Origin of the sequence: Paraburkholderia sp. (assembly GCF_049581445.1) — a bacterium.
Taxonomy (GTDB): Bacteria; Pseudomonadota; Gammaproteobacteria; order Burkholderiales; family Burkholderiaceae; genus Paraburkholderia.
Window position 1 is genome coordinate 19,415 of record NZ_JBAURZ010000087.1, and the last position, 23,438, is coordinate 42,852.

The 23,438-nt window shown below is 58.4% G+C and carries 24 protein-coding genes and 1 pseudogene; 18 read left to right on the plus strand and 7 right to left on the minus strand.

From position 1 onward, the window contains the following. Nucleotides 1-176: 176 nt before the first annotated feature. From WCA85_RS07430 to WCA85_RS07455, 6 genes are all read left to right on the plus strand, one after another. Nucleotides 177-1,928: an FAD-binding protein gene (locus tag WCA85_RS07430; protein WP_424062525.1), complete on the plus strand. Its 1,752-nt coding sequence runs from the start codon at nt 177-179 to the stop codon at nt 1,926-1,928. Between the two features lie 460 nt (nt 1,929-2,388). Then, entirely contained in the window at nt 2,389-4,047 is a 1,659-nt protein-coding gene (locus WCA85_RS07435; protein WP_424062526.1) for an AMP-binding protein, read from the plus strand. Nucleotides 4,048-4,101: 54 nt separating this feature from the next. Further along, nucleotides 4,102-4,467, plus strand: coding sequence for a VOC family protein (locus WCA85_RS07440; protein WP_424062527.1), 366 nt, complete (start codon nt 4,102-4,104; stop codon nt 4,465-4,467). A gap of 39 nt (nt 4,468-4,506) precedes the next feature. Further along, nucleotides 4,507-5,529 (plus strand): LLM class flavin-dependent oxidoreductase, encoded by a 1,023-nt coding sequence (locus WCA85_RS07445; protein ID WP_424062528.1) that lies wholly within the window; start codon nt 4,507-4,509, stop codon nt 5,527-5,529. Next, complete coding sequence (locus WCA85_RS07450; protein WP_424062529.1) at nt 5,526-6,635, plus strand: flavin reductase; 1,110 nt, start codon at nt 5,526-5,528, stop codon at nt 6,633-6,635. Before WCA85_RS07445 ends, WCA85_RS07450 begins: the two co-directional genes overlap by 4 nt. Nucleotides 6,636-6,686: 51 nt before the next feature. Then, nucleotides 6,687-7,559: an alpha/beta fold hydrolase gene (locus WCA85_RS07455; RefSeq protein ID WP_424062530.1), complete on the plus strand. Its 873-nt coding sequence runs from the start codon at nt 6,687-6,689 to the stop codon at nt 7,557-7,559. A 20-nt stretch (nt 7,560-7,579) separates the two neighbouring features. Here the strand turns inward: WCA85_RS07455 and WCA85_RS07460 are convergent, their stop codons facing one another. After that, on the minus strand, nt 7,580-8,356 hold the full coding sequence (locus tag WCA85_RS07460) for an IclR family transcriptional regulator (protein WP_424062531.1): 777 nt from the start codon (nt 8,354-8,356) through the stop codon (nt 7,580-7,582). Nucleotides 8,357-8,642: 286 nt separating this feature from the next. Here WCA85_RS07460 and WCA85_RS07465 point away from each other — a divergent pair, with 286 nt between their 5' ends. The 5 genes and pseudogenes from WCA85_RS07465 (at nt 8,643) to WCA85_RS07485 (ending at nt 13,277) form a co-directional block, all read left to right on the plus strand. Then, nucleotides 8,643-9,734: a porin gene (locus WCA85_RS07465; protein WP_424062532.1), complete on the plus strand. Its 1,092-nt coding sequence runs from the start codon at nt 8,643-8,645 to the stop codon at nt 9,732-9,734. A gap of 379 nt (nt 9,735-10,113) precedes the next feature. After that, entirely contained in the window at nt 10,114-11,379 is a 1,266-nt protein-coding gene (locus WCA85_RS07470) for a lactonase family protein (protein WP_424062533.1), read from the plus strand. A 365-nt stretch (nt 11,380-11,744) separates the two neighbouring features. Next, nucleotides 11,745-12,029: pseudogene (locus WCA85_RS07475) on the plus strand (ATP-binding cassette domain-containing protein); the annotation flags it as partial. 26 nt (nt 12,030-12,055) lie between these two features. Beyond that, nucleotides 12,056-12,958, plus strand: a complete 903-nt coding sequence (locus WCA85_RS07480; RefSeq protein WP_424062534.1) for an ABC transporter permease subunit — start codon at nt 12,056-12,058, stop codon at nt 12,956-12,958. Beyond that, nucleotides 12,936-13,277 (plus strand): hypothetical protein, encoded by a 342-nt coding sequence (locus WCA85_RS07485; protein ID WP_424062535.1) that lies wholly within the window; start codon nt 12,936-12,938, stop codon nt 13,275-13,277. Before WCA85_RS07480 ends, WCA85_RS07485 begins: the two co-directional genes overlap by 23 nt. A gap of 145 nt (nt 13,278-13,422) precedes the next feature. Here the strand turns inward: WCA85_RS07485 and WCA85_RS07490 are convergent, their stop codons facing one another. The 4 genes from WCA85_RS07490 to WCA85_RS07505 all read right to left on the minus strand — a co-directional run bounded on the left by WCA85_RS07490 (nt 13,423) and on the right by WCA85_RS07505 (nt 15,115). Further along, nucleotides 13,423-13,710 carry a muconolactone Delta-isomerase gene (locus WCA85_RS07490; RefSeq protein ID WP_424062536.1) on the minus strand — a complete coding sequence of 96 codons (288 nt, stop codon included), beginning with the start codon at nt 13,708-13,710 and terminating at the stop codon, nt 13,423-13,425. An 86-nt stretch (nt 13,711-13,796) separates the two neighbouring features. Then, nucleotides 13,797-14,483, minus strand: coding sequence for a type 1 glutamine amidotransferase domain-containing protein (locus tag WCA85_RS07495; protein WP_424062537.1), 687 nt, complete (start codon nt 14,481-14,483; stop codon nt 13,797-13,799). 17 nt (nt 14,484-14,500) lie between these two features. After that, nucleotides 14,501-14,815, minus strand: coding sequence for an EthD family reductase (locus WCA85_RS07500; protein ID WP_424062538.1), 315 nt, complete (start codon nt 14,813-14,815; stop codon nt 14,501-14,503). A 48-nt stretch (nt 14,816-14,863) separates the two neighbouring features. Then, nucleotides 14,864-15,115, minus strand: coding sequence for a zinc-binding dehydrogenase (locus WCA85_RS07505; protein ID WP_424062539.1), 252 nt, complete (start codon nt 15,113-15,115; stop codon nt 14,864-14,866). A 456-nt stretch (nt 15,116-15,571) separates the two neighbouring features. Between WCA85_RS07505 and WCA85_RS07510 the strand changes: the two genes are divergently transcribed. The 6 genes from WCA85_RS07510 to WCA85_RS07535 all read left to right on the plus strand — a co-directional run bounded on the left by WCA85_RS07510 (nt 15,572) and on the right by WCA85_RS07535 (nt 19,890). After that, complete coding sequence (locus tag WCA85_RS07510; protein WP_424062540.1) at nt 15,572-15,955, plus strand: nuclear transport factor 2 family protein; 384 nt, start codon at nt 15,572-15,574, stop codon at nt 15,953-15,955. A gap of 101 nt (nt 15,956-16,056) precedes the next feature. Continuing rightward, on the plus strand, nt 16,057-17,688 hold the full coding sequence (locus tag WCA85_RS07515) for an FAD-dependent oxidoreductase (protein ID WP_424062541.1): 1,632 nt from the start codon (nt 16,057-16,059) through the stop codon (nt 17,686-17,688). A 30-nt stretch (nt 17,689-17,718) separates the two neighbouring features. Then, entirely contained in the window at nt 17,719-18,138 is a 420-nt protein-coding gene (locus WCA85_RS07520; RefSeq protein WP_424062542.1) for a nuclear transport factor 2 family protein, read from the plus strand. 54 nt (nt 18,139-18,192) lie between these two features. Beyond that, the gene (locus tag WCA85_RS07525; protein WP_424062543.1) at nt 18,193-18,414 is read left to right on the plus strand and encodes a hypothetical protein; all 222 of its coding nucleotides are present in this window, start codon (nt 18,193-18,195) and stop codon (nt 18,412-18,414) included. Further along, entirely contained in the window at nt 18,396-19,202 is an 807-nt protein-coding gene (locus WCA85_RS07530) for an SDR family oxidoreductase (RefSeq protein ID WP_424062544.1), read from the plus strand. The genes WCA85_RS07525 and WCA85_RS07530 overlap by 19 nt, the downstream gene beginning before the upstream one ends. Before the next feature lie 52 nt (nt 19,203-19,254). Further along, nucleotides 19,255-19,890 (plus strand): nuclear transport factor 2 family protein, encoded by a 636-nt coding sequence (locus WCA85_RS07535; RefSeq protein WP_424062545.1) that lies wholly within the window; start codon nt 19,255-19,257, stop codon nt 19,888-19,890. Between the two features lie 43 nt (nt 19,891-19,933). On the opposite strand, the gene WCA85_RS07540 is transcribed toward WCA85_RS07535, so the two are convergent. Continuing rightward, complete coding sequence (locus WCA85_RS07540; RefSeq protein WP_424062546.1) at nt 19,934-21,463, minus strand: ATP-binding protein; 1,530 nt, start codon at nt 21,461-21,463, stop codon at nt 19,934-19,936. 184 nt (nt 21,464-21,647) lie between these two features. On the opposite strand from WCA85_RS07540, the gene WCA85_RS07545 reads away from it, so the two are divergent. Next, nucleotides 21,648-22,115, plus strand: coding sequence for an Lrp/AsnC family transcriptional regulator (locus tag WCA85_RS07545; RefSeq protein WP_424062547.1), 468 nt, complete (start codon nt 21,648-21,650; stop codon nt 22,113-22,115). 62 nt (nt 22,116-22,177) lie between these two features. Here WCA85_RS07545 and WCA85_RS07550 read toward each other — a convergent pair whose 3' ends face one another. Further along, nucleotides 22,178-23,212, minus strand: coding sequence for a substrate-binding domain-containing protein (locus WCA85_RS07550; protein WP_424062548.1), 1,035 nt, complete (start codon nt 23,210-23,212; stop codon nt 22,178-22,180). Nucleotides 23,213-23,438: the final 226 nt, after the last annotated feature.

Sequence of the window (23,438 nt, forward strand, 5' to 3'; positions counted from 1 at the left end):
CCCTGGAGTTTCTTGACATCTTTCATCCGAAAACACATGATTCGATATAGATCGATAACGATACGAATCATGCGATATGGAATTATTTGACTGAAGCGCGCCGCATACTACGCCAGTGTGGTGCGACCGCTTTTAGCGAAAGATCTGACGAAAACTCTTAAGACAGGACAAACGCCATGGGCACCGCAACGACGGAGAACTGGGACCGCGAGGTTGACGTCATCATCATGGGTGCGGGCGCCGCCGGCATGACAGCGGCGATCGTGTCGCACAACGAGGGGCTGGTCCCGCTCGTTCTCGAGAAGACCGACCAGGTCGGCGGAACGTCTGCGTGGTCGGTGGGCATGATGTGGTTCGTCGACAGCTCGCCCATGCAGGCCGCCGGCTTCCAGGATTCATCAGATAAGGCGCGGAAATACTTCGCTGGAACGGTCGGTACGTCGGTCGACCGTTCACTGCAGGAAGCGTACATCACCGAAGGCCGAACCGCCCTCGACTATATGTTGCGCAACTCCGCACTGGAGGTCGTGGCCGTCGACTATCCGGACTACCATCCCGAACTGGAGGGAGGCATGTTCGGACGCGCCCATGCTCCGCTCGAATTCGACGCCCGCAAGCTCGGCCCCCACTTCAAGGATCTGCGCGCGCCGCTAGCGGCGTTTGCGCCGTTCGGCGGCATGATGCTCGATCTGGTCGACTTGCTCCACTTCCTGTCCTTCACCAAGTCGACCCGCTCGTTCTTCCACGTGATGAAGCGCTTTTTGCGCTATGGCGTGGATCGGCTGAGTTATCACCGTGGCACCCGGCTCGTGGGTGGCAATGCCCTCATCGCGCGTCTTTACAAGACCATCCTGGATCGGCAAATCCCGGTCTGGCTGCAATCGTCTGCTGCCAAGCTGATCGTCGAGGACGGCGCCGTCATAGGCGCAGAAGTGCTTCGCGACGGCCGCACGCTGCGAATCCGCGCTCGCCGTGGCGTCGTCATTTCGACCGGGGGCTACCCCGGCAGCCAGGAAATGCGTCAGGAACACTCTCGCAAGCCCACCGTGGATCTGACGCTAGGACTGCCTGGCAATATTGGCGAAGGGATTCGCCTGGGCCTATCGGCCGGGGGGCGGCTCGACCACAACTCGGAGGACACCGGTTTCTACGTGCCTATGTCCGTGCTTTCGAACGAAAAGGGAGAGAAGGTCTTGTGGGCGCACTTCATGCTCGATCGCCCCAAGCCCGGCTTCATTGCAGTGGGCAAGGACGGCAAGCGCTTCACCAACGAGGCGGCCTCGTACCACGCCTTCACCCTCGGAATGTTCGAGGCCGGCGCGATTCCCGCCTATCTGGTTGCCGATGCGACGGCAGTCAAGAGGTACGGCATTGGTGTCATCCTGCCCGGCAGCCGGTCGCTGCGGCGCTATGAGAAGTCGGGATACCTCTACAGCGGCCGGACACTGGCTGAACTGGCCGGCAAGATTGGCGTCGACGCGAGCGGACTGGAGCGCAGCGTCACACGCAACAACCAGTTTGCAACCACCGGCGTGGACACGGATTTCGGCAAAGGATCGTCCGCCTACAACATCTACAAAGGCGACCCCACGCACGCGCCCAACCCCTGTCTTGGGCCCATCGAGCGCGGACCGTTCTATGCTGTCAAGCTGATGCCGGGCGACTTCGGCACAAGCCGCGGACTGGTGTCCGGAAGTCACGGAGAAGTTCTCGATCAGGAGAACCGTCCCATCCGCGGACTCTACGCTTGCGGCAACGATATGAATTCGCCGGTGGGCGGCCAGTACATTGGCGCCGGAATCACGCTCGGGCCCGCGCTGACGTTCGGGTATCTGGCCGCGATGTCACTCGCCGGAAATCAGCAGGTGAAGGTGGACAGCACTGCAGATCCTCTTGCTTCGTCCACCTCCAAAGTTCACGCTGCCTGATCGCCGGATGCTCGCTGCGCAAGAAACGGCAGTATGCGTGGATTAACTTCACCGATCCCGTCTTACGCATCAGCGTCCGAGTCCTCCTGAAAGCCTTTCACCGTCGCCCGGGTTAAACCAATCCCAGGCGACGGTTATTAGCGCGCGTCCAAAGCCCGCAAGCATCGCCCTCCTTTCTCGCTATATCCACGCACCCTTCCCTTCACCGAGGCACGGTCCTTTGCGCGCACCCCATGCGCAATTCCAGGCGCTACATCATCGGCAAATGGGTTGACACGTCCTCGTCGCCATCCTAATATACAACTATGCTGCATGCATTCACTATTGTTGAACGAAGACATAAGGCCTGGCAGGAGACATCAAAGGCTTTCCAGATCGCCATCATCTATTAAGGATTCCTTTCAATGAAAAGAATCTACTTCGAAGCCCATCAAGCAAGCTCATTGCACGGACGATATCGATGAAGACGCTTTCATACGAACGTGGAACACATATCCCGGAGTTGATTGACCAGACCATTGGCGACTCATTCGACGACATCGCCAACCGGATGGGCGACCACGTTGCGGTAGTCAGCCGACATGAAGGGGTCCGGCTCAGCTATACCGAACTTCGCGAAAAGACGGACCGCCTTGCGGCCGCACTTCTCGAGTCAGGGCTCAAACCGGGGGACCGCATCGGCATCTGGTCCCATACGAATATCGCGTGGCTGCTGTTGCAGTTGGCCACAGCGAAGGCCGGACTGATACTCGTCAACATCAACCCGTCCTATCGGACTTCGGAGCTGGAGCATGCACTCAACCTGGTGGAGTGCAAGGCCATCGTGACGATGGTCCGATACCGCTCGAGTGAATACCTGAGCATGTTGGGGGAGTTGGGAAAGGCCCGGCTACCAAGTCTAGAGACGATCTGGTGGATCGACGAGGCCGACTGTCCGGATCAAGAGGGTGCGCAACGCTTCTCCGACCTGCTACACGCTGATGTAGACAGCACAACACTTCAGGCCGTACGGCGTACCGTGCGTCCGGACGATGCCGTCAACATCCAGTTCACCAGCGGGACGACGGGACTTCCTAAAGCCGCGACGCTGACTCACCGCAACATCCTGAACAATGGCTTCTTCGTAGGCGAGTGCATGAAGCTCACCGACGTCGATCGCGTATGCGTCCCGGTGCCGATGTATCACTGCTTCGGCATGGTGATGGGCAATCTGGCTTGCCTGACGCATGGTTCGACCATTGTCTACCCGTCGGAACGCTTCGACGCCGAAGCCGTTCTCGATAGCATACAGGCGGAAAAATGCACGGCGTTGTACGGAGTGCCGACCATGTTCATCGCAGCGCTCAATCACCCGCGCTTTGCGGAGTTCGATAGGAGCAGCCTGCGCACCGGCATCATGGCTGGGTCGCCTTGCCCTATCGAGATCATGAAGCGGGTGGTCGACGACATGCATCTGCCTGAGATCACGATCGCTTACGGCATGACGGAAACGAGCCCTGTGAGCTGCCAGAGCGTGACGGATACGCCGCTCGAGAAACGCGTATCCACGGTGGGGCAGGTGTTGCCTCATCTGGAGATCAAGATTGTCGATCCGCTGACCGGCCAGACCGTGGAACGAGGCCATCCCGGCGAACTCTGCACCCGAGGCTACTCGGTCATGCGCGGCTACTGGAACCAGCAAGACCGCACGCGCGAGGCAATCGACGCCGAAGGCTATATGCATACGGGCGATCTCGCCACCATGGATTCGCAGGGTTACGTCAACATCGTTGGCCGAATCAAGGATATGGTCATTCGCGGCGGTGAAAACCTCTACCCGCGCGAAATCGAAGAGTTTCTGTACACCTGCCCCGGCGTTCTCGACGTGCAGGTAGTAGGCGTACCAGACCCGCATTTCGGTGAAGAACTCTGCGCATGGATCATCATCAGGCATGGCACGACACTGGATGATGCCGCGATCCGCGACTTCTGCAAGGGCCGCATAGCGCATTACAAGGTCCCCAAATACCTCCGCTTTGTCGATTCGTTTCCGACCACCGTGACGGGAAAAATCCAGAAGTACGTGATCCGGCAAGTCATGAGCGAAGAACTTGGCCTGAAAGAACAACACACCGCGTGATCTTCCTCGTCGAGGAGCACACATCTATCGTCATCACCATTTAGGAGTACCGATATGGCTGAGGTTGACCTGCAAACTGTCTATCTGGTCGCGAAGGACATGGGCCGGCTGGGTGATTTCTATGCGACGGCACTTGGAATGCCCGTCCAGTTCCGCGACGAGAACAAGTGGACCCAATTCCGTCTGCAGCGCAGCGCGTTCGCGCTGAGTTCGGCAGAGGAAGCGGCACCGGGCGCCGTCGGGGCCGTCCCCGTCTTTCACGTAGCTGGAGAGGACCAGAACGAGCTTCAGCAGAAGATCCTGTCCGCGGGCGGCCAACTGCTCGCGCAACGCGACATGGGCACCCACGGTGTCGTCGTCACCTACATGGATCCGGAAGACAACCTCTTTCAAGTCTTCAGCAAATCTTCGCCGCGCTAAAGCGGAAGATCACTCAATACGCACCTTACTGGAAAAGCGATGAAATTCGGTATATTTGATCAAAACGACCGCAACGGACTGCCAATTCATAAGCAGTACGAAGACAGAATGGAAATCATCGGACTTTACGACCGGCTCGGCTTCCATTGCTATCACATGTCGGAGCACCATGCGACCACGCTGAGCGCCTGCCCGTCGCAAAGCGTGTTTCTTGCCGCTGCCGCTCAGCGCACGCAGAAACTGCGCCTGTCCCCACTGGTCTACATTCTGCCGATTCACCACCCCGTGCGTCTTGCCGAAGAAATCTGCATGCTCGACAACCTGAGCAACGGCCGTCTGGAGTATGGCGTGGGCCGAGGCGCCTCGCCCCATGAAATCGCGGCGCTCGGGATCGATCCCGCCACGGCTCAGGCGAGGTACATCGAGTCGTATGAAATCATCAAGCGCTATTTGAGCTCGGACACCCTCAACTACAAGGGGACGTTCTGGCAGTTCAACGACATGCCGATCGAACTCAAGCCGCTGCAAACGCCACCTCCCACCTGGTACGCGCTGGCGTCGCCGGAGTCGACGGTGTGGCCTGCGCAAGAGAAAATGAATATCGTATGCGGCGGCCCTGTGCAGCGGGTCAGAGCGATCACCGATCGCTATCGCGAGGAATTCGCCAAACGGCACCCGTCCGCCGCCGAGCCGCTCATCGGCGTGAATCGCTACATCGTCGTCGCGGAGACGGACCAGGAGGCCATGAAGATTGCCTCGCGGGCATGGTCGGTCTTCTATCCGAACTTCTTCAAGCTCTGGAAGAAACACGGGACGGAACCGGTCAACCAAAAGCTTCCGCCGACCATCGAGCCGCTCGTGGAATCAGGACTCGCCGTGGTGGGTCGACCGGAAACCGTGCGTGAAAAGCTGCTTGAGCAGGCTAACGACGGAGGTTTCAACTATCTCATCGGCACGTTCATGTTCGGCGACATGTCCGTACGGGAAGCCTGGACGTCCGTCGGCCTGTTTCAGGAGTCAGTCATGCCGGCGTTCAGCGAGTCGCAAAAGGTTCTGTCATGAGCGGGAGCACTTCATTGGTCCAGGAACGTCCTGCAACCACGACGTTCGACAAACGCCAGTTGCGAAACGTGCTTGGCGCCTTCGTGACCGGCGTCACCGTCGTCACCACAGTGGATGGCGAGGGAAAAATGCATGGCCTCACAGCCAATTCGTTTTCCTCGGTCTCGCTGGACCCGCCTCTCGTCCTGTGGAGCCAGGCGAGTTCCGCGGGCAGTCATGCCGCATTCAGGGATGCTGAGCGATTCACCATCAACATCCTGGCTGAGCACCAATACGATCTCGCCAATCACTTCGCCACCCGCTCGCCGGACAAATTTTCAGGTATCGACTATGACGTTGGGGTCGACGGCTTGCCGTTGCTGCGCGATTGCAGCGCATGGCTAGAGTGCAAGGTCGTGTCGCGCTTTCCAGGCGGAGACCATGTGATTTTCGTCGGGTCGGTGGATTGCATACGCCAAAACGCGCGACGGCCGCTGGTATTCGGCGGCGGGCAGTATCTGGTCGCTGACCCGCACGACCTCGGCGTCGCGCCGCTCGGCACGCAGGGCGCGATGAAATCGCAGCCCCATGCCGTCCGGCTGGCGAGCCGCGCCATGTTGCGGCTCGCGCACTCACTGGACAAGACACTTGCGTTGGTGGCGTGGGGCAATCACGGTCCCACTGTGATTGCGTGGCAAGCCGCAAGCACGCCCGTGGCCGCCGATCTGCCGCTGGGCCTTGTGCTACCGGTAACGTCCTCCGCTTCGGGCCTGGCGTTAGCGGCTTTCCTGCCACCCGAAGCGGTGGATCGATTTGTGACGGCGGAACTGCGTGACAACGCGCGACAGATGTCTGGCGAAGCGCCCTTCACCAAGGAAGCGCTTGCTGGCGTCCTCGAATCTGTAAGGGCTTCGCATGTCGCCACGCGGCGGCCAAGGCCGTTTTATGACGACCGCGCACTCGCCAACGCCGTCAGCGTGCCGATTCTTTCTCCGGACGGCCTGCCCGTGCTCGCACTGACCGCGATCGGCCCGGTAGAGCATTTCGATGCTGCGGCTGACGGTCCTTGTGCAGAAGCCCTCAGGACTGCCGCCCATGAAATCTCCGCGGCGTTGCGAGAAGCATGAATCCGCATGTGCCCAAGTTTTTGCAACGGATATAACGAGCAAGCCTTAATCATGACTGAAACAGATAGCCCTCTCCTTCACGCGGCCTTGCCCGCGGTTGAACACGTGCAATCGAGTCGCGCTACACTGGACGACCAACGGGTCATCACGTATCGGAGCGCGGGTGACAAGAACGCATCCGCCATCGTGCTGCTGCATGGCATGGGTTCGAGCTCGGCGGGATACCGCGCGCAACTTGCCGCACTGAGCGCGAACCATCGGGTGATCGCCTGGGACGCCCCCGGCTATGGGGAAAGCAGTCCCTTCGCGATCAGCATGCCCACTGCTACGGACTATGCGGATGCGCTCGCGGACCTGATGTCCGCGCTCGGGATAGCACATGCAACCGTCGTCGGCAGTTCATGGGGCAGTGTCATCGCCGCAACCTTTGCTGCGCGGCAGCCGTCGGCGACGCGTGCCCTCGTGCTGAGCGCGCCCAATGTTGCGCGAGGTCATCTATCCGGTGCCGAGCGTGACGCCGCGCGAGACGCCCTGATGCGAAATGCAGCCGCACAATCGAGCGAGGCGCGCACCGCTATCGTCAACGCGCTGCTCGCGTCGAACGCGGGTCCACTGGTTCGCGAGCTGGTATCCCGGCTCAGAGACGCGGTGACCCCCACAGGCTGGCAACACGCGGTGGACATGTTGTTTTCCACGTATACGCCAGACGTCGTTAGGTCGATCCAGGTACCGCTCTGCGTCGTTGTCGGCAAGCTGGACCGCCTCGCGCCAATTGACGAGCATGCAAGACCGATTCACGAGGCGGTTCGCCATTCGACACTCCACGTGCTCGACGCAATCGCTCACATGCCGAAGCTCGAGGCGCCCGAAGCGTTCAATTCCATCGTGCTGGCAGCGGCCGCCGCCGGGGGAAACCGCACGTAGCGGCAGTGAGCGCTCAGCCCCTAAGCGATTTTCAGGGGCGCCTTTCCACCCAGTGCGACCGTGGCTCGAACGGCGCTATCAAGTAGTGCCGTGACCTCTTGACTTTCGACTTCAGTGTTCAGTGTTGCAGGCGATCCGATGAGACTAATGGCAAACCGGAGATCGCCGTCCCTGTCCCAGATCGGGGCTGCAATGGATACATAACCCATGTCCCCGCGATGAACCGCTGTGAAGCCACATTTGCGCAGTTCAGTGACCGCTTCTTCCCGCAACGAAGCGGGATTCGATGCGTCCTTCGCAGACAGCTCGCGGCCGATGAGAGCATCGGTGCGCGCGGGCTGCAGGCAGGCAATGAAGAGCTTTCCCGCGGCCGTTGTGACCAGCGGAATCAGGCCTGTTCTCAGCTCCAGAATGCTGCGCGTCTGCCCTTCCTGCTTGAAGAGGCTCACGGGCCCATCTTCAGTCCACGCGGTGACGGCTGCGCCGCTCAGCGTCGCCTCTCGCAGGGCAATCACCTCACGACGCACGATGTCGAATCCGTCCAGCTGGTTGATCGCGCTCATGCCCAAGGCGAGCGATGCGGGCCCGAGCTTGTAGCACCCCGGTTTTTCGTCCGGCGACACAAGCCCGGTTCGCACCAGACTGATGATGTAGTTGCTCGTCGCGCTCGGCGACAGTTCGGAGAGCGCAGCAATTTCCTTGAGCGGGAGTGCTCGCACGCTCGTCTGCAAAGCCGAGAGGATTCGGAACGCAATCTCGACAGACTGAATACCACGCCTCGCAGTCACATTGGTCATGTTTGGGCCATATGAAAGTCAGAGAACATCGCCGCCACGGGTTTCCACGGACGGCGCTCGTGTTGACACCTCTAGGGGCGGTCCCTATAGTGTTCAACATAGATTATGTCATTCATTATTGTTGAATGCAACACCGGGGAGCTTGAGGAAGATTGCGGACCATCAGGCAGCCGGGACAAACATTTTAGTTTTTAACGTTTCATATCATTAGTACTACTGGTTTTTTGTTTTTCCTCTTACTCATAAAACTTCTTCGGAAGAGCAACCACCGGATTGGAGACAGGGCATGGCAATTTTTGGACGTACGGTGGCAGGCGCAATCGTTGCGCTTTCAGTGACCAGTGCCGCCAACGCGCAATCCACTGTGACCTTATATGGCATTGCGGACACCGCGGTACAGTACATCAGCAACGTTGGGGGACACGCCCTCTTCCAGGAGGGAAACACGCACGCACCGGACATTTTCGGCATCAAGGGCGTCGAGGATCTTGGTGGTGGTCTGCGCGCTGTCTTCGACCTTCAGAACGAGTTCTTGCTGAACAACGGCCAGGCACTTGTTCCCGGTACGTTATTCAACAGAAAGTCGTATGTCGGACTACAGTCGGACAGCTATGGCACGCTGACGCTCGGACACCAACCCAGTTTCATGTACGACGTTCTGTCCGCCTATCAAACACCCTTCGTTCTCGGCAACATTCTCTCGCTTCACGAGGGTAATCTGGACGAGGTTGCGAACTTCTACCAGTTCAACAACGCGGTCAAGTATGTCAGCCCAACCATTGGCGGCTTCTCATCAGGAGCAGAATTTGCCTTCGGAAATGTGGCAGGCAATTTCAGCGAAAGCAGGGACTACTCGTTCTTTGTTCAGTACAAGGGAGGACCTCTGAGCCTCGCCGCGACGTATGCGAACGAGAACAACCGTTTCCTTGAACTCTCCAGCTTCATTGGACTTCCGTCGCTGTTTGGAACCCCTCTGCCTCAAGCGGAAGGCGTGGTTGCCAACAAACTCGTCGACTGGGGCCTCGGGGCCTCGTATCAATTCAAGGATGTGCTGCTGCACGCAACCTTCACGCAGTCGCGCATCACATTGACGACTGGCCAGGGCAACGCCAACACGGTTGACGGCGGTGCCAACTGGACCTTCCGGCCCGATGACATCATCGCCATTGGCGGATGGGTCGAAAATCTCGACGGCGGCAACTGGAAGACCCTTAGCCTCTCAAACACCTACCTGCTCTCGAAACGCACCAACGTCTACCAGCAGGTGACTTATCAGCACGCGTCGGGCACTGATAGCGTTGCCTCGCTCACGGGTGCAGGGGTAGCATCCGGCCGCAACGTGACCAGTGTCGTGGTTGGTATCCAGCACTACTTCTAGGAATGCACGCTTGGCGTGCGGCGACAAACGCCGGTCCGATGCACCAGCTATAGCTTGCGGGAGCGCAACCGGCCCGGCTCGGACCACATCACTGAACAAAGTCCTCCATTCGCGTTGGAGACATTCGTTATCCTAACCGTTTAACATCACCCTTCTTAGCCGCCTCATACCCCCATTGCAACAATTTGCTTTCCATGGAACACTTCACCGCATCCGACTTGCCAGACTTAAGTCCGGTATATCAGACAGACATGCGCTGGCTACTAGCGTCAGACGCCAATGAAGAGTGAGCGAATATCTTGACGACAATCCCTGAGGGCTCGAGGAATTTATCGAGCCCTCAGCATCTTCAAGCAGTTGCATATCCAGGAGGCAGACAATGAGCAGTGGCCGAAATCTCGAAGTACCTCGTTCGCATGCGCGACGCGTCTGGCTAAGAAACGTGAGCGCGCTGGCCGCCGCTTCCGCAATCGGTTCGCTCGCGACCACACGTCATGCGCTGGCCGCGAGCAAAAGTGCCACCGCCGCTACCGATACCAGCAAGCCGTTGTTTGCATATGTCGGCACTTACACGCCCAATGGCCTCGGCATCCATCGCTTTCAGGTAGACCGCAATAGCGGCAAGCTCGAGGCACTTGAGCCGATGCGAGGTATCGAGAATCCAAGCTGCCTCGTCGTGGACCGGCAACAGCGCTTTTTGTTCGCTGTGAGCGAGATCAAGAACTACAACGGCACGTCGAATGGCTCGGTCAGCTCTTATGCAATCGAAAGCGGCACCGGCGCGTTGCGGTTGGTCAACACGGTCAACTCACACGGCGCTGGCCCTGTCTATCTGAGCCTGCATCCAAACGGCCGCTTCCTGATGGTCGCGAACTACAACAGCGGCAGTATCGCGGTCTTTCCGGTTTCGAACGACGGCATGCTGGGTGAGGCTTGCTCGGTTCAGCAACCGCAAGCGCCGGCCGGCGCACAGCACGCAGCGGAAGGCGTACCCGGCAGCTTCGCCATTAGCGATCACGACGGCCCGCATGCGCATACGATAGTGCCTTCGCCTGACGGTCGATTCGTGATCTCGACCGATCTCGGTGTCGATCGAACGTATATCTGGAAGTTCGACGAAGCGACCGGCGCGCTGTCACCGAACGACCCGCCGTTCGTCGAGTCTTCAGCTGGCGCTGGACCGCGGCACGTCGCGTTTCATCCGAATGGCCGCTATCTGTATGAGGTCACCGAGGAAGCGTCGACGCTTGTCTGCTACGCGTATGACAGCACGCACGGCGGGTTGACGCGACTGCAGTCGGTCTCGACTCTGCCGGACGCGTATCAGGGCACGAGCTTCGCATCGGAACTCGTGTTTTCACACGACGGCCGCTTCATTTATGTTGCGAACCGGCTACACGACACTATCGTGCAGTTCAGCGTCGCGGCAAATGGCCATCTGCAACGCGTCGGAGAAATCCCGACCGGTGGCGACTATCCGCGCGTGATCAAATTCGATCCGTCGGGCCGTTTCATGTATTCGCTGAATCAGCGCAGCGACCACATCGCGATCTTTTCCGTCGATACGGCCACCGGCAAGCTTCGGTTTACAGGAACCTATGTAGCGGTCGGCGGCCCATCCGATATCGCTTTCGTGTCCGCATAGCGGAGCGATCGAATGGAGCCAGGTGCACTTCGCAGATCGTGTATGCATACGGACTCCATAATGATTCATTGCGTGCATGTAAAAAGCGAACGACTGGCTATCGGACCCGTATATATCGTCTAGACTTTATTGGCTAATCCGTCGTAAGCAATAGCGCCCCCGCCAGAAGACGAGTAGGGCACCGACACGTTGGTATCGCAAACTAGTGGATCGAGGCGACGCACAGCTAACCGCTCCCATAAGAATTGGGGCGACCTGAACGGCGTGGCGGATCGCACCTGGTACCATCATGGAATTCATTGCGGTGGACGGCCTCAAGAAGGTCTATGGAACGCGAACCGGCCCGGTGACCTTCACAGGGTGAGGCACAACTCAGTGGTACAGCGATCGCCGGGCCGCGCCGGGACATTGGTGTTGCCTTTCAGTCGCCGGTCCTGTTTCCCTGGCGTACGGTACTCGAGAACGTCTTGCTCCCGGTCGACGTGCAGCATCTGGGCCGTGACACGCTTAGAGAGCGCGCAATAAACCTGCTCTCCCTCGTGGGTCTCAAGGGTTTTGAAAATCGCTATCCTCAGGAGTTGTCTGGCGGCATGCGACAGCGCGCAGCCATGGTGCGCGCGCTCATTCATCACCCCACCACCCTGTTTATAGATGAGCCATTTGGCGCCTGTTCCTCGTGCTCGCGTCCTGGGAGGGCGCGGTTCATCTCTTCGAAATCCCTGCGTACGTTGTCCCCGCACCGTCGAAAGTTTTCGTCGCCCTGTACCACGGCATGGCATCAATGCTCTACGTTCGCCACTTGTGGATCACCCTCGTTGAAACGCTTCTCGGCTTCGTTGCAGGTTCCGTTGTGCCACTGGTTCTCGGCACGCTTATAGCATTGAGTCGGCGCTGCGAGTACTTTCTCTATCCGTTCATTCTCATTTTCCAGCCAATGCCGAAGGTGGCGCTGGCTCCTCTCATCATTATCTGGTTCGGTCTGGGACTCAGTTCGAAAATCGTCCAGGCTTCCTTGACCTCCTTCTTTCCGCTCATGGTGAACACCATTGTTGGCCTTCGGTCCGCCAACGAGGATCGTGTTGCCCTCATGCGCTCTCTCGACGCCTCGGAGATCCAGATATTCACCATGCTACGCATGCCGGGTGCAATGCCTTTCATTTTTGCGGGTTTCGAAATTGCCATGATGCCCTCGTTGATCGGAGCAATTGTGGCGGAGTTCGTGGGTGCGCAGAAAGGGCTCAGCGTCCTCATCATGAGCATGACGTTCACTATGGACGTCGCCGGACAGTTTTCGGTTCTTGTCCTGCTGGCCATGTTGGGACTACTGCTCCACACGATCAACGCTCGGGACGGAATCAAGGTCGAACTCGCCCCAATTGGAGGCTCGACCGATTGCGTCAAACTCGTCGCAACCAAGGACATTCCTTACTCGCTTCCTTCCTTTGAACCACTCGCCATCATTCGCCCGCAGGGCGTGAAAGCGAAGATCTTTTCCGCGGCATACCGGGGAAACATTTACGGCATTGCCGTGCTACAAGGTAGTCCGATCAAGAAAATTGCTGACCTCAAAGGAAATTGAGGGGTTCCCGTCGAATGGATTCCTCGCTCTCGAAGATACCTTACGAACTACCCACACGCAGGCGGTTGCATTGGCTCAGGGCTTTGCAAAGGGTACGGCGTTCGCCAGCGCGAATCCAGAAGCGGCGATCCGTATTCTGTGGGAGATTTACCCCGAGACCAAGCCGACGGGTATTGACGAGGCGACCGCGATTCGCGAAGCAACGAAGACACTTGATGCACGCGTCGCGAATCTGAAGCTCGAAAAATCCGGGGTGTCCAAATGGGGCGAGAGCTCCATCAAAAACTACTCGGCGTATTCCGACTTCATGCAAAGGTGAGGGTGACCAGGGAGAAGGCCCCCGCCAACGAACTCATCACGAATGCTCTCATCGACGAGATCAACGGCTTTAACCAGGCTGAGATTATTGCCGCGTCTAAGGCGTACCGGTGAGCTGAAACGCGTGTTTGGGCCACCGGTATTGCTTAATCCGGCTTCAGCGCCGACGGGTGCCGGGCGAGCGGCGTCACGTGTACGGAAGTCATGAACTCGTAGAGCGGCAGCGATGTAAGCAACGCGTGCAACGCATCATGCGACTCGACATCGAAGACGCTGTAATTTGCAAATTCACCGGTCACGCGCCACAGATGACGCCACTTCCCCTCGGTCTGCAGTCGATGTGAAAGCGCCCGCTCCTCGGCCTGCAATCTCGCCAACTCAACCGGGCTGGTGCCCGCAGGAATCACCACCTGCATATGAACGAGATACAGCACGGATACCTCCAGTAGTCACGCCCTGGAACACCGGCCGCTTGCATTACGCCGCCGCCGGCATACATTGGAAACGCCCTGTTAAACGCTCAAACGCTTGCAACCGGCGAGTGGCCAGACAGAAGGTGATACAGGACAATGCCGTACTCGGAGGCAGATTGCTGGTTCTGTCCGGTAAGCAGCTTTCCGTCGATGACAACGCACGGCGCGTCCGTCCCCGCCTCCCTATAGCGCGCGCCGGTTTCCTCAAGCACGTTTTGCGGGTATCGCGGAATGAACCCTTCACCAAACATGCGTTCGAGTTCCCGGTCTCCCGCCGCCGGGTATCCGGTGACGTGGCGCTCCCGTATCCGTTCCGCGATATTGCCGAGCGCGATGGCGCCGTGGCAGATTGCAGCAACAATCTTTTCGCGCTTCCAGAAATGTTCCAATAATTTCGCCAGGTCCTCGTTCGGATAAAGATCGAAAGTCGCTCCCTGCCCGCCTGCCACATGCACGGCGTCGTACTGGCCCGCATCGACGTCGCTCAGCGCGAGGGTCGTTTCGAGCCTCGCTTTGAGTTTGGGATCCGAGAGAAACCCCTTGCTGACCAGATCGTTGGGCTCTGTCGTGCCTTGACCATACGGGTCGCTGTATGGCGACCAGCCAATCTTGCCGCCCTTGGGACTGGCGAAATCCACTTCGACATCACGCTCGGTCAGATGCCAGTAGGGATGAGTGATTTCCGACAGCCACGCTCCGTTCTCATAGCTCGTGATAACAAATAGCACTTTCATAGCTCACTCCTTCGATGTTAGTCGATCACAATTTCGCTGATCTGGACAAGCGGGACGAGGTCGGTGAAGTTGGCGATGTCCGAAAAAATCTCCTTACCGTGCGCTGCCATTCCTTCCTGATACGACTGCTCCGATTCGCAGAAAACATGGCACATCGCGACGAACGGCGCGCTCGCCCCAGGCGTACCACCGGCGAGACCTCTGTCCACGGTGTATCTCACGCATCGTTCTGCCAGAAGTCTCTTGATCATCGGCATATGCCAGTCACGGTAATACCCGTGATCAAACCGCGAACCTGCGTCGTTCGGGTACATCACACTGATCTTGATCATGAGGAGTCCTTTGACAGGCGAGGCAGGGTCGGACCGAACGCCAGAGCGTCACAAACTAACGATCACCCGCCCTAACGGCCGCTCTTCGATCAGATACCGGAGCGCATCGGTGGCAGCCTCGAAGGGAAAAATCTTCGCCACAATCGGCTTGACGGCCCCGGACGCCAGCAGCGCGGTAACTGTAGTCCACGCTTCGGCCCAAACGGACGGAGGTTCGTTGAACAACAGGAAACTGCGTATGCCGGCGCCCTTCCAGATCAGGTCCGTCACATCGTTCGTCGTCTCGACGCCCTGCTGCATAACCGAGTGTGGTGAGACTGCCACCTTGCGCGATCACGCCAAGCGCCAACGGCGCAGACGCCAAGGGAAAATGGCCCGTCAGGATCGTATGGTCCAGTGGCGTTATTCCTGCTGCCGCTATACGCACGAGGAGCCGATCAGGGGAGACGTCCGGTTTGGGCACGTTGACAGGGACAAGACGGCTGTCCGAACCGAACCTCGTGGCTATCATCGCGCGCATTCACGGCTCCTTGCATGTCGACGCGGACGACAAGCCGCGCCAATGAAGCCGATTCTGATGCCGACCAGACACGAGCCGCAAATAAAGCGTTATTAACCGTTGCTAAGGCGTTCTCCGCTGCAAAGGCGCTCGCTTTAGCAGTATTTGATATCGCTTAACTGGTGAATTCCCCGGCGGCAACCCACCATTGCAGTGAAGGCCGGCAGACCCGGCACCCCCTGCTGACGGAGGAGAACATGACCGAAGCCGAAAAGAGATCGCTTGCTGAAGCGTTCATCCAGAGTCTGCGTAGTCAGAATGCCGAACTGCTCACCTCAATCAGTACAGACGACGTTGAGTGGACGTTGCCAGGATCATGTGTGGTGTCAGGTGTAGCGGTCGGCATCGCAGGCATCATGAAGCGCGCCCAAGGACTGGCGGCGCACGCGGTGAATCTTGAGATTCTGCACGTTCTCTATGGTCTCGATGATCTCGCGATCATGCTGCACAACACGTCGCAACAGGGCGGCCGGATTCTCGATGAATACCTGACCACGGTATGCCTGCTGCGCGGCAATCGCATTCACCGACTTAATACGTACATATCCGACGTGCCGATGCTGAACGCGTTCTTCGCCTAGCGGCACCATTCTCGCAAGACCGAGCTTCTGCATTCAACTTCAACCGTACCGCGAGCTTCGCCCGACCGCTTCATAGCGGTGTCGGACGTCAGGAGGCTGTCATGGCATACGCTCCGATACTCACCGAATCGCAGCTAGAACGCGTGCGCGTTTTCACGAGACCGCGTCAGGCAGAAGCTGGCGAAGTGCTCTATGCGCCCGACGACGACACCCCGCCGGTATACGTCGTGATCGAGGGCAAGATCAGGATCGTCGCGCTCGCTGGCTCAGTCGAACAGACGGTCACGACGTACGGCGCAGGCCAGTTTTCAGGCGAGTTGCTGATGATCGCGGGACGACGCTCGATCTACCGGTGTCAGGCGGTTGAAGCTTCACGTCTATTGGAGTTGAGTGCGGAAAATCTGCGCACGTTGATCAGCAAGGACGCGGAACTGAGCGACATCTTCATGAAGGCGTTCCTCGCGCGTCGCCTGTCCCTGTCGAGCAATGGGCATGGCAACGTGCTCATTCTAGGTTCGCGCTACTCCTCGGCAACACTCGCGCTGCGGGAATTTCTGACGCGCGATGGGCATCCGTTCGCCTATGTTGATCTCGACACGGATCGCAGCGCCCAGGAACTGCTCGACCGCTTCGGCGTATCCAGCGGCGACGTCCCTATCGTGATCTTCAACAACGAGCAGGTACTTAGGAATCCATCACCGCGGGAATTGGCACAAGCACTGGGTTTCAACGCGAATATCGACGAATCACAGGTGCGCGACATCGTGATTGTCGGTGCGGGTCCCGCAGGACTCGCTGCCGCAGTTTACGCCGCGTCCGAAGGGCTAGATGTTTTGGTGATCGAGCGTTCTGCGCCTGGTGGACAGGCCGGCTCCAGTTCCCGAATCGAAAACTACCTCGGCTTTCCTACCGGCCTCTCCGGTCAGGAACTGGCCAACAGCGCGATCGCGCAGTCGGAAAAGTTCGGCGCGAAGATTATGGTGGCGCGCACGGTACAGCGGCTGAATTGCGACGAACGACCTTATCGGATTTCGCTCGACGACGGCCAGCAGATATCCACGCGATCAATCGTGCTTGCCACTGGCGCTGCCTACAACCAGCCGGCGTTGCCCAATATTGACCGCTTTACGGGCCGTGGCATTTACTACAACGCCACGTTCATGGAAGGCCAGTTGTGCAACAACGAACCTGTGATCGTGATCGGCGGCGGCAACTCCGCCGGACAGGCAGCCGTATTTTTGGCCCAGAACACCAAGGGCGTGCGGATGCTGGTCCGATCACAAGGGCTCGCTGAAACGATGTCACGCTATCTGGTGCAGCGAATCGAAGAAAACCCGCTTATACAGATCCATTTCTCCAGCGAGCTAGTGAACCTCAGCGGTGACGACCATCTTGAAGAGGTGTCGTGGCGCGACAAGAGAACCGGCGAGGTGACGACGGAACCCATCCGGCATGTGTTCGTCATGACAGGCGCTTCGCCGAAGACCGAGTGGCTCTCCGGCTGCCTGTCGTTGGATCCACGTGGATTCGTGTTGACGGGCCGCGATCTGGATGACGTGTCACCGCCCCAGCCATGGTCGCTTGCGAGGCGCCCCTACATGCTCGAAACGAGTCTGCCCGGGGTATTCGCAGTGGGCGATGCGCGCGCAGGCAACGTCAAACGGGTCGCCTCTGCGGTCGGAGAGGGATCGATCGTCGTCCACATGGTGCATCAGGTATTAGCCGGTATGTAAAGGCATTCACTCTTCCCGAGGTCCTGGATCATGAAAACCGCAAAAGAACTGCTGCAAGCCTATATCGATGGCGACGCGCTCGAATCTGCCGCGCTCTTTGCCGACCACGGTGCGCTTGAACTGCCGTATCTGTCCGATCTTGGCGTGGAGCCGTGCTATCAGGGACCGGCGAATATCGGCACATTCCTGACTTTCTTGCATGAACAGATGTACCCGGGTTTTCACTTCATCGATGTGCAGATCTATATCGATACGCCCGATCAGGCCTTTGGCGAATACACGATCCATCATCAGTCGGGTATTTCCGGGAAAACGGTTCACCAACGTTTCTTCGGGCATTGCACCGTCGCGAACGGCAAGATTGTTCTGCTGCGCGAGGCGCTCAACGTATTGGCCGCAGCCGATGCAATGTTCCCGGGTGGCCTCGCGGATGTTATCGACAGGAAATGAGCCGGCCACACCTTGTGCCTTCCCGTATGTCATTTCTTGGATCGCGAGCGAACCATGAGCCTGTCCTCTATCCACGCGGAGCACGTCATCCGTGCCGCGCAATCGAGCGCCGCGCGGCTCGGTGTGGCCGTGTGCGGCGCCATCGGCGTTTCGGGCGGCCAGGTGAACGAGGACAAAGCCGTCGCGATGGAAGGCCAACGAGCGTGGCTGGATCAATTGGCGGCGTCGGCGGATGAGCGCATCCAGGGAGAAGGGTCATGCCAGCGACAGTCTTGATCACCGGCGCCGGATCGGGTTTCGGCGAAGGCACGGTGCTCGGCCTCGCGCGCAAAGGCCATCAAGTGATCGCGGCAGCGCATACCTGGCCACAGGTTACGCAATTGCGCGAGAAAGTCGCAAAGCTGAACCTCGATCAGGTTCGCGTTATGAAGCTTGATTTGCTCGACAAGTATGACGTTGCGCACGCATTGACCTGGGATTTCGACGTGCTCGTTAATAACGCCGGCATTGGAGAAGGCGGCCCGATTGCAGAAATTCCCATCGACCTGGTACGCCGCAATTTCGAGGTCAACGTATTCGCCCCTTTGCAGTTGACCCAAAAGACCGTGAGGCAATGGGTCGATGCCGGCAAGCCAGGCAAGGTCGTTTTCATCTCGTCGATGGGTGGCCTGTTCAGCCCGCCGGGCTTCGCCGCCTATGCAGCGACCAAGCATGCTATCGAAGCGCTGGCCGAGGCGATGCAGCAAGAGTTAAAACCTTTCGACATTCAGGTTCAAACCATCAATCCGGGCGCATTCCTGACTGGCTTCAACGAAGCGATGGCGGAAAACGCATTCCGATGGCTAGACGACGACAGGCATTTTACCAGGCGTCAGGCGCTACGCGAGACGTATGAGGCGCTGATCGGCAAGCCAGATGGGCGTCTTGATCCAGCCGAGATGATCGCGCGCATGGTCGAGATCGTGCCCGCACGCGACGGCAAATTTCGCAACGTCGTGCCCGAGTTTGTCGAGGCGCTTCTCAAGAAACATCAGGCGTTGATGTGGGATCGTCGAATCGAATAGGAATGACATTCGTAAATCGCATTCAGGCCGAGCGCCCTCCAGGGAGTTGAACATGCACCCACTCAGCAAGCCGCGTGAATCGGGGCCACATAATGCGGCCGACATCAAGCCTTTACTCACCGATGCGCTCGCGTCTGATGCGCACAATCACCGGGCCACGCGGTCGCGACGCATTGCGCACGTCGCGCACAGCATCGGCACGCTATGTCTGCTGTTTTCCGCGTGTGCGCTGCCGGTAGCAGCACAACAGCCTGACGAAGCGTTGCCACTCGACCCCGCCACCGAGCAGACAATCAAGGCGCTCTATCACGAACTGATTGACTCCGAAAACCGGCACGATATCGAAGCTGTAAGACCGATTGTCTGGGACGCTTCGACGGCAGTCTTTGTTGCAAAGACCTCTACGCCTGCAGAAGGCGGATGGGCGGGATTCTGGGGCAAGCCAACCGTCCTGCAACATCTCGAGGACATCTATAAAGGCCCGTTCCGGATCGATCCGGACTATGCAAGCGAGAGAGAAACCGCACTATCGCCGGACGTCGTTCAAACCTATGTACCGGTCAAGATCACAGCCGCGTACGCAGGTCAGACGCCGGAGCCCAAGCCCTTCCTGATGATTCTGGAATGGGTCAAAACCCGCTCGGGATGGAAGATGGCCACCGACATTGCCTTGCCGATTCCTTCCTGACGCGTTACGACATCCGTTCATTTCGCGTCTTGCCTTCTGGCGATCAGTTTGAACAAGGCACGCCTCGGCTTTCTCCGCCGACAAGGCGGAACGTCGCGCGTGATTCCGGGTCATTCGTACGTTGTTTGAGACTGGACGCTTCGACCAGCGCGTAAAGATATCGACCGTGGCGTCGATGAACCTCACTCGCGAATGGGTCGTAACGAAGCTTCTCGCGTGCGTAGGCGCGCGTCAGGTCGTGCAGGCGGAACGCAATACGGCCCTCTTCTCGCGTCACTGCGACAAGCGATTTGGCGACGAGGTTATTGAGCGCGTCGATGACCGCTGGCACATCGAGATGCTGGTCGGCAACGATCAACGCCACGGATTCGTGTGTGAAGTCAGCGAAGAAGACACCGAGACGTGCAAACACGGTTTTCTCCGTGTCGTTCAAGAGCGCAAAGCTCCAGTCCAGCGTCGCCCTCAAAGTATGGTGACGCTGAGGCGAAGTGCGACGGCCCTGGGTCAATATCGAAAGGCCGTCACTCAATCCGTTGAGTAGACCCGCCACGCCAAATGTCTCGACACGTGCCGCCGCGAGTTCGATCGCGAGCGGGTTGCCTCCAAGCTTCTGGCACAACTCCGCGATCAACGGAGCATTCGCGTCCGTGATGCTGAAGCCATCGACCACAGCTGCAACACGTTGCGCGAATAGCTCGACTGCGGGAAATGTCACGACTTCCGTTGCCGTCATTCCACCAGCCACATCTGCAGGCGGCACATCGAGTGCGCTCATCTGGCGAACAGACTCACTTTCCGCTCGCAGCGGCTCGCGGCTTGTCGCAAGGACATGTATATTGGGTGAGGACTTCAGAATGGCTTCGACAATCTCGGCGGTCCGGTCGATTACATGTTCGCAGTTATCGAGCACGATCGCACAGTTTCGCAACCTCATGCTGTTCACGATAGACGCAATCGACGTTGCCGACGTGACGGGAATCTGTAACGCTTCGGCGACGGCGTCCGGAACCGAGTGCGGATCCGTACAAGCAGTCAAATCAATGAAGTAGCAACCGTCGACAAATCGACCATTGAGTTCATGCGCAATTGCGAGCGCAACGCTGGTCTTTCCGATGCCGCCCGGACCGACGATAGTCATTAGCCGGTTCCGCGCCATTTCTTCAAGCATCTTCCTGACGTACGAATCCCGGCCAATTAGTTTCGTCAAAGGCACAGGCAGATCGACAGAAAACTTCACTCCCTCTGCCTCTCGAAAGTGACGCTCAACGATCGCCGCGAAGCGGTATCCCCGGCCCGGGACATTGAGAATATAGGGCGCCTGTGTCCTTTCATCGGAAAGAACCTTGCGCAGCGCCGCTATATGCACGCGGAGATTGTTTTCGTCGACGATCGTGCTCGGCCAAACGCGCGTCACGATGTCTGCGGTACTGACGACTTCGCCGACACGTTCGACAAGCAGCAGCAAGATTTCGAAGGCGCGCTGACCCAGCGCGACACGCTGACCGTCTCGCGTGAGCGCCCCCTGTTCGGGACTTAGCCGAAACGGTCCGAAAGTGTAGATCGATCTGTCCATTGACGAGTCCTTCCTCAAAGAACATCCGTATTCGGTCGACGAACCTGCGCGGCCTCGTGACCCCGAGTCAGGGGCTAATGTTGAAATTCTGTGCCATTTCGTGTGAAATGGGGTTGCGAACTTCGCTTCAAATCCGATCTGATTTGGCTTTTTCTTTTACTATTTTCGAAATTGGTGGATTGCGATGCCAATCAAGCTTGACGCTATCGATCGACGTATCCTGATTGAGTTGCAGCGAGATGCCCGGCTGCAAAACACCGAACTGGCGCAGAGAGTCGGCCTGTCACCCTCACCTTGTCTGCGGCGAGTGCGGATTCTCGAGGAGAGCGGTGTGATTGATCGCTACGTGGCGCTGTTGGCGCCTTCGGCGGTTGGTTTGAAAATGACCATTTTCGTGCGGGTAACGCTTGATCGCCAGGACAAGCAAACAGTAGAACACTTCGCGAAGGTCATTCAGTTGATTCCCGAGGTACTGGAATGTCACCTGATGGCCGGGAGCTACGATTACCTGCTCCGCGTCATTGCGAAAGATCTCGACGACTATCATCGCTTTCAGATGGAGCATCTGACGCGAATCAAAGGGGTGCGTAATGTCGAGACGGAGATACCCCTCAAAGGAATCAAGCAAACCACCGAAATGCCGTTGGGCTAAAAAAGAGCGGAGCCCGCAAAGGCTCCGCTCTAAAACTAATGCGTCAAAACGCCTTCAGGCCATCAACCGCAGGCAGGCCCAGCCTTCTTGCAGGCATCAGCCAGTTGCGGCGGCGGGTCCTTCTTGAATACCGTCTTGTACGATTCGAGCACGTTGGACTGCACAACGGGCAGCGATTGCACACCGATCCACGCCGGTGGCGTCTGGCCGATCAGCGCCTTCATCATTGCCATTGCTTCAGCCACGCCCTGATCGTACGGACGCTGCGAACCCGTCGCCTTGAGCGGGCCGCCCTTCGCAATCTCGATGGCCGATTCGAGCCCGAGGTCGACCGTCGTCATAGGCGTATTGATGCCTTGCGCGCGCATCGACGTCAGCGTGTCGAGCGCGGGCTGGTCCCACACGGCAAACACGCCCTTCACGTCAGGATTGGCGGTGAGAAAGTCACCCGCGATCTGGCCGACCTTCGACGGGTCCGTAAAGGCGACCTGCTTGATCTTGATGTCGGGGCGATTCTTCTTCATCCAGTCGTTGACGGCCTTCGTGCGCTCCGTCGTGCTGAAGTAATCGACGCCGAAGTTCACCAGACCGATCGTGCCGCCTTTCGGTACGCACGATGAGAGCACCTTCGCCGCGATCTGGCCATTGCCTTCGCTATCCGCCGAGATCATCGCCGAGTACTCCTGCGGATGTTTGAGACCCGTCGGCACATTGTCCATGAACACCAGCTTGATGCCGGCCTGCGAGACTTTCTTGTAAGTCGCAGCCGTTGCTGTGCCGTCGACGGGAATCGAAATGATGCCGTCCGGATGGCGCTGGATCGTGTTTTCGATGTCGGCAATCTGCTTGTCGACCTGATACTCGGCCGACGCTGTGCCGATCACTTGCACGCCGTATTTCTGCAGCGTGTCGGTAATGCCCTGCACCTGCAGTTGCGACCAGTCGAGGTTCATGGTCTGCATCGAAATGCCGACCTTGAACTTGCCGGCCTTGACCTTCGCGGCCTCGGCATCGGTCAGCTTCACCGCATCGACGGACGACGCCTTCTCGCCATTCGGTCCCTGCCCGACGATACCCTTCGGTCCAATCGAGTTCACAGGCAGGCTCGTACATGCCTGTGCGAAAGCCTGCGAACAGCATAGGGCCATGGCAGTAATTGCCGCAACACTCGCCAGTCTTGCTGCTGATCCACGACGATAGTTCATGATGTTCCTCCGGTGGTCTTGTTGTACTGCGTCTCCTGCTGTTTTTTGAATTGCCTTCATGGTCTGCCGCGCAACGCCGCATGCGGCGCGAGAGACCCAGTTAGTCTGACTCCGCTCA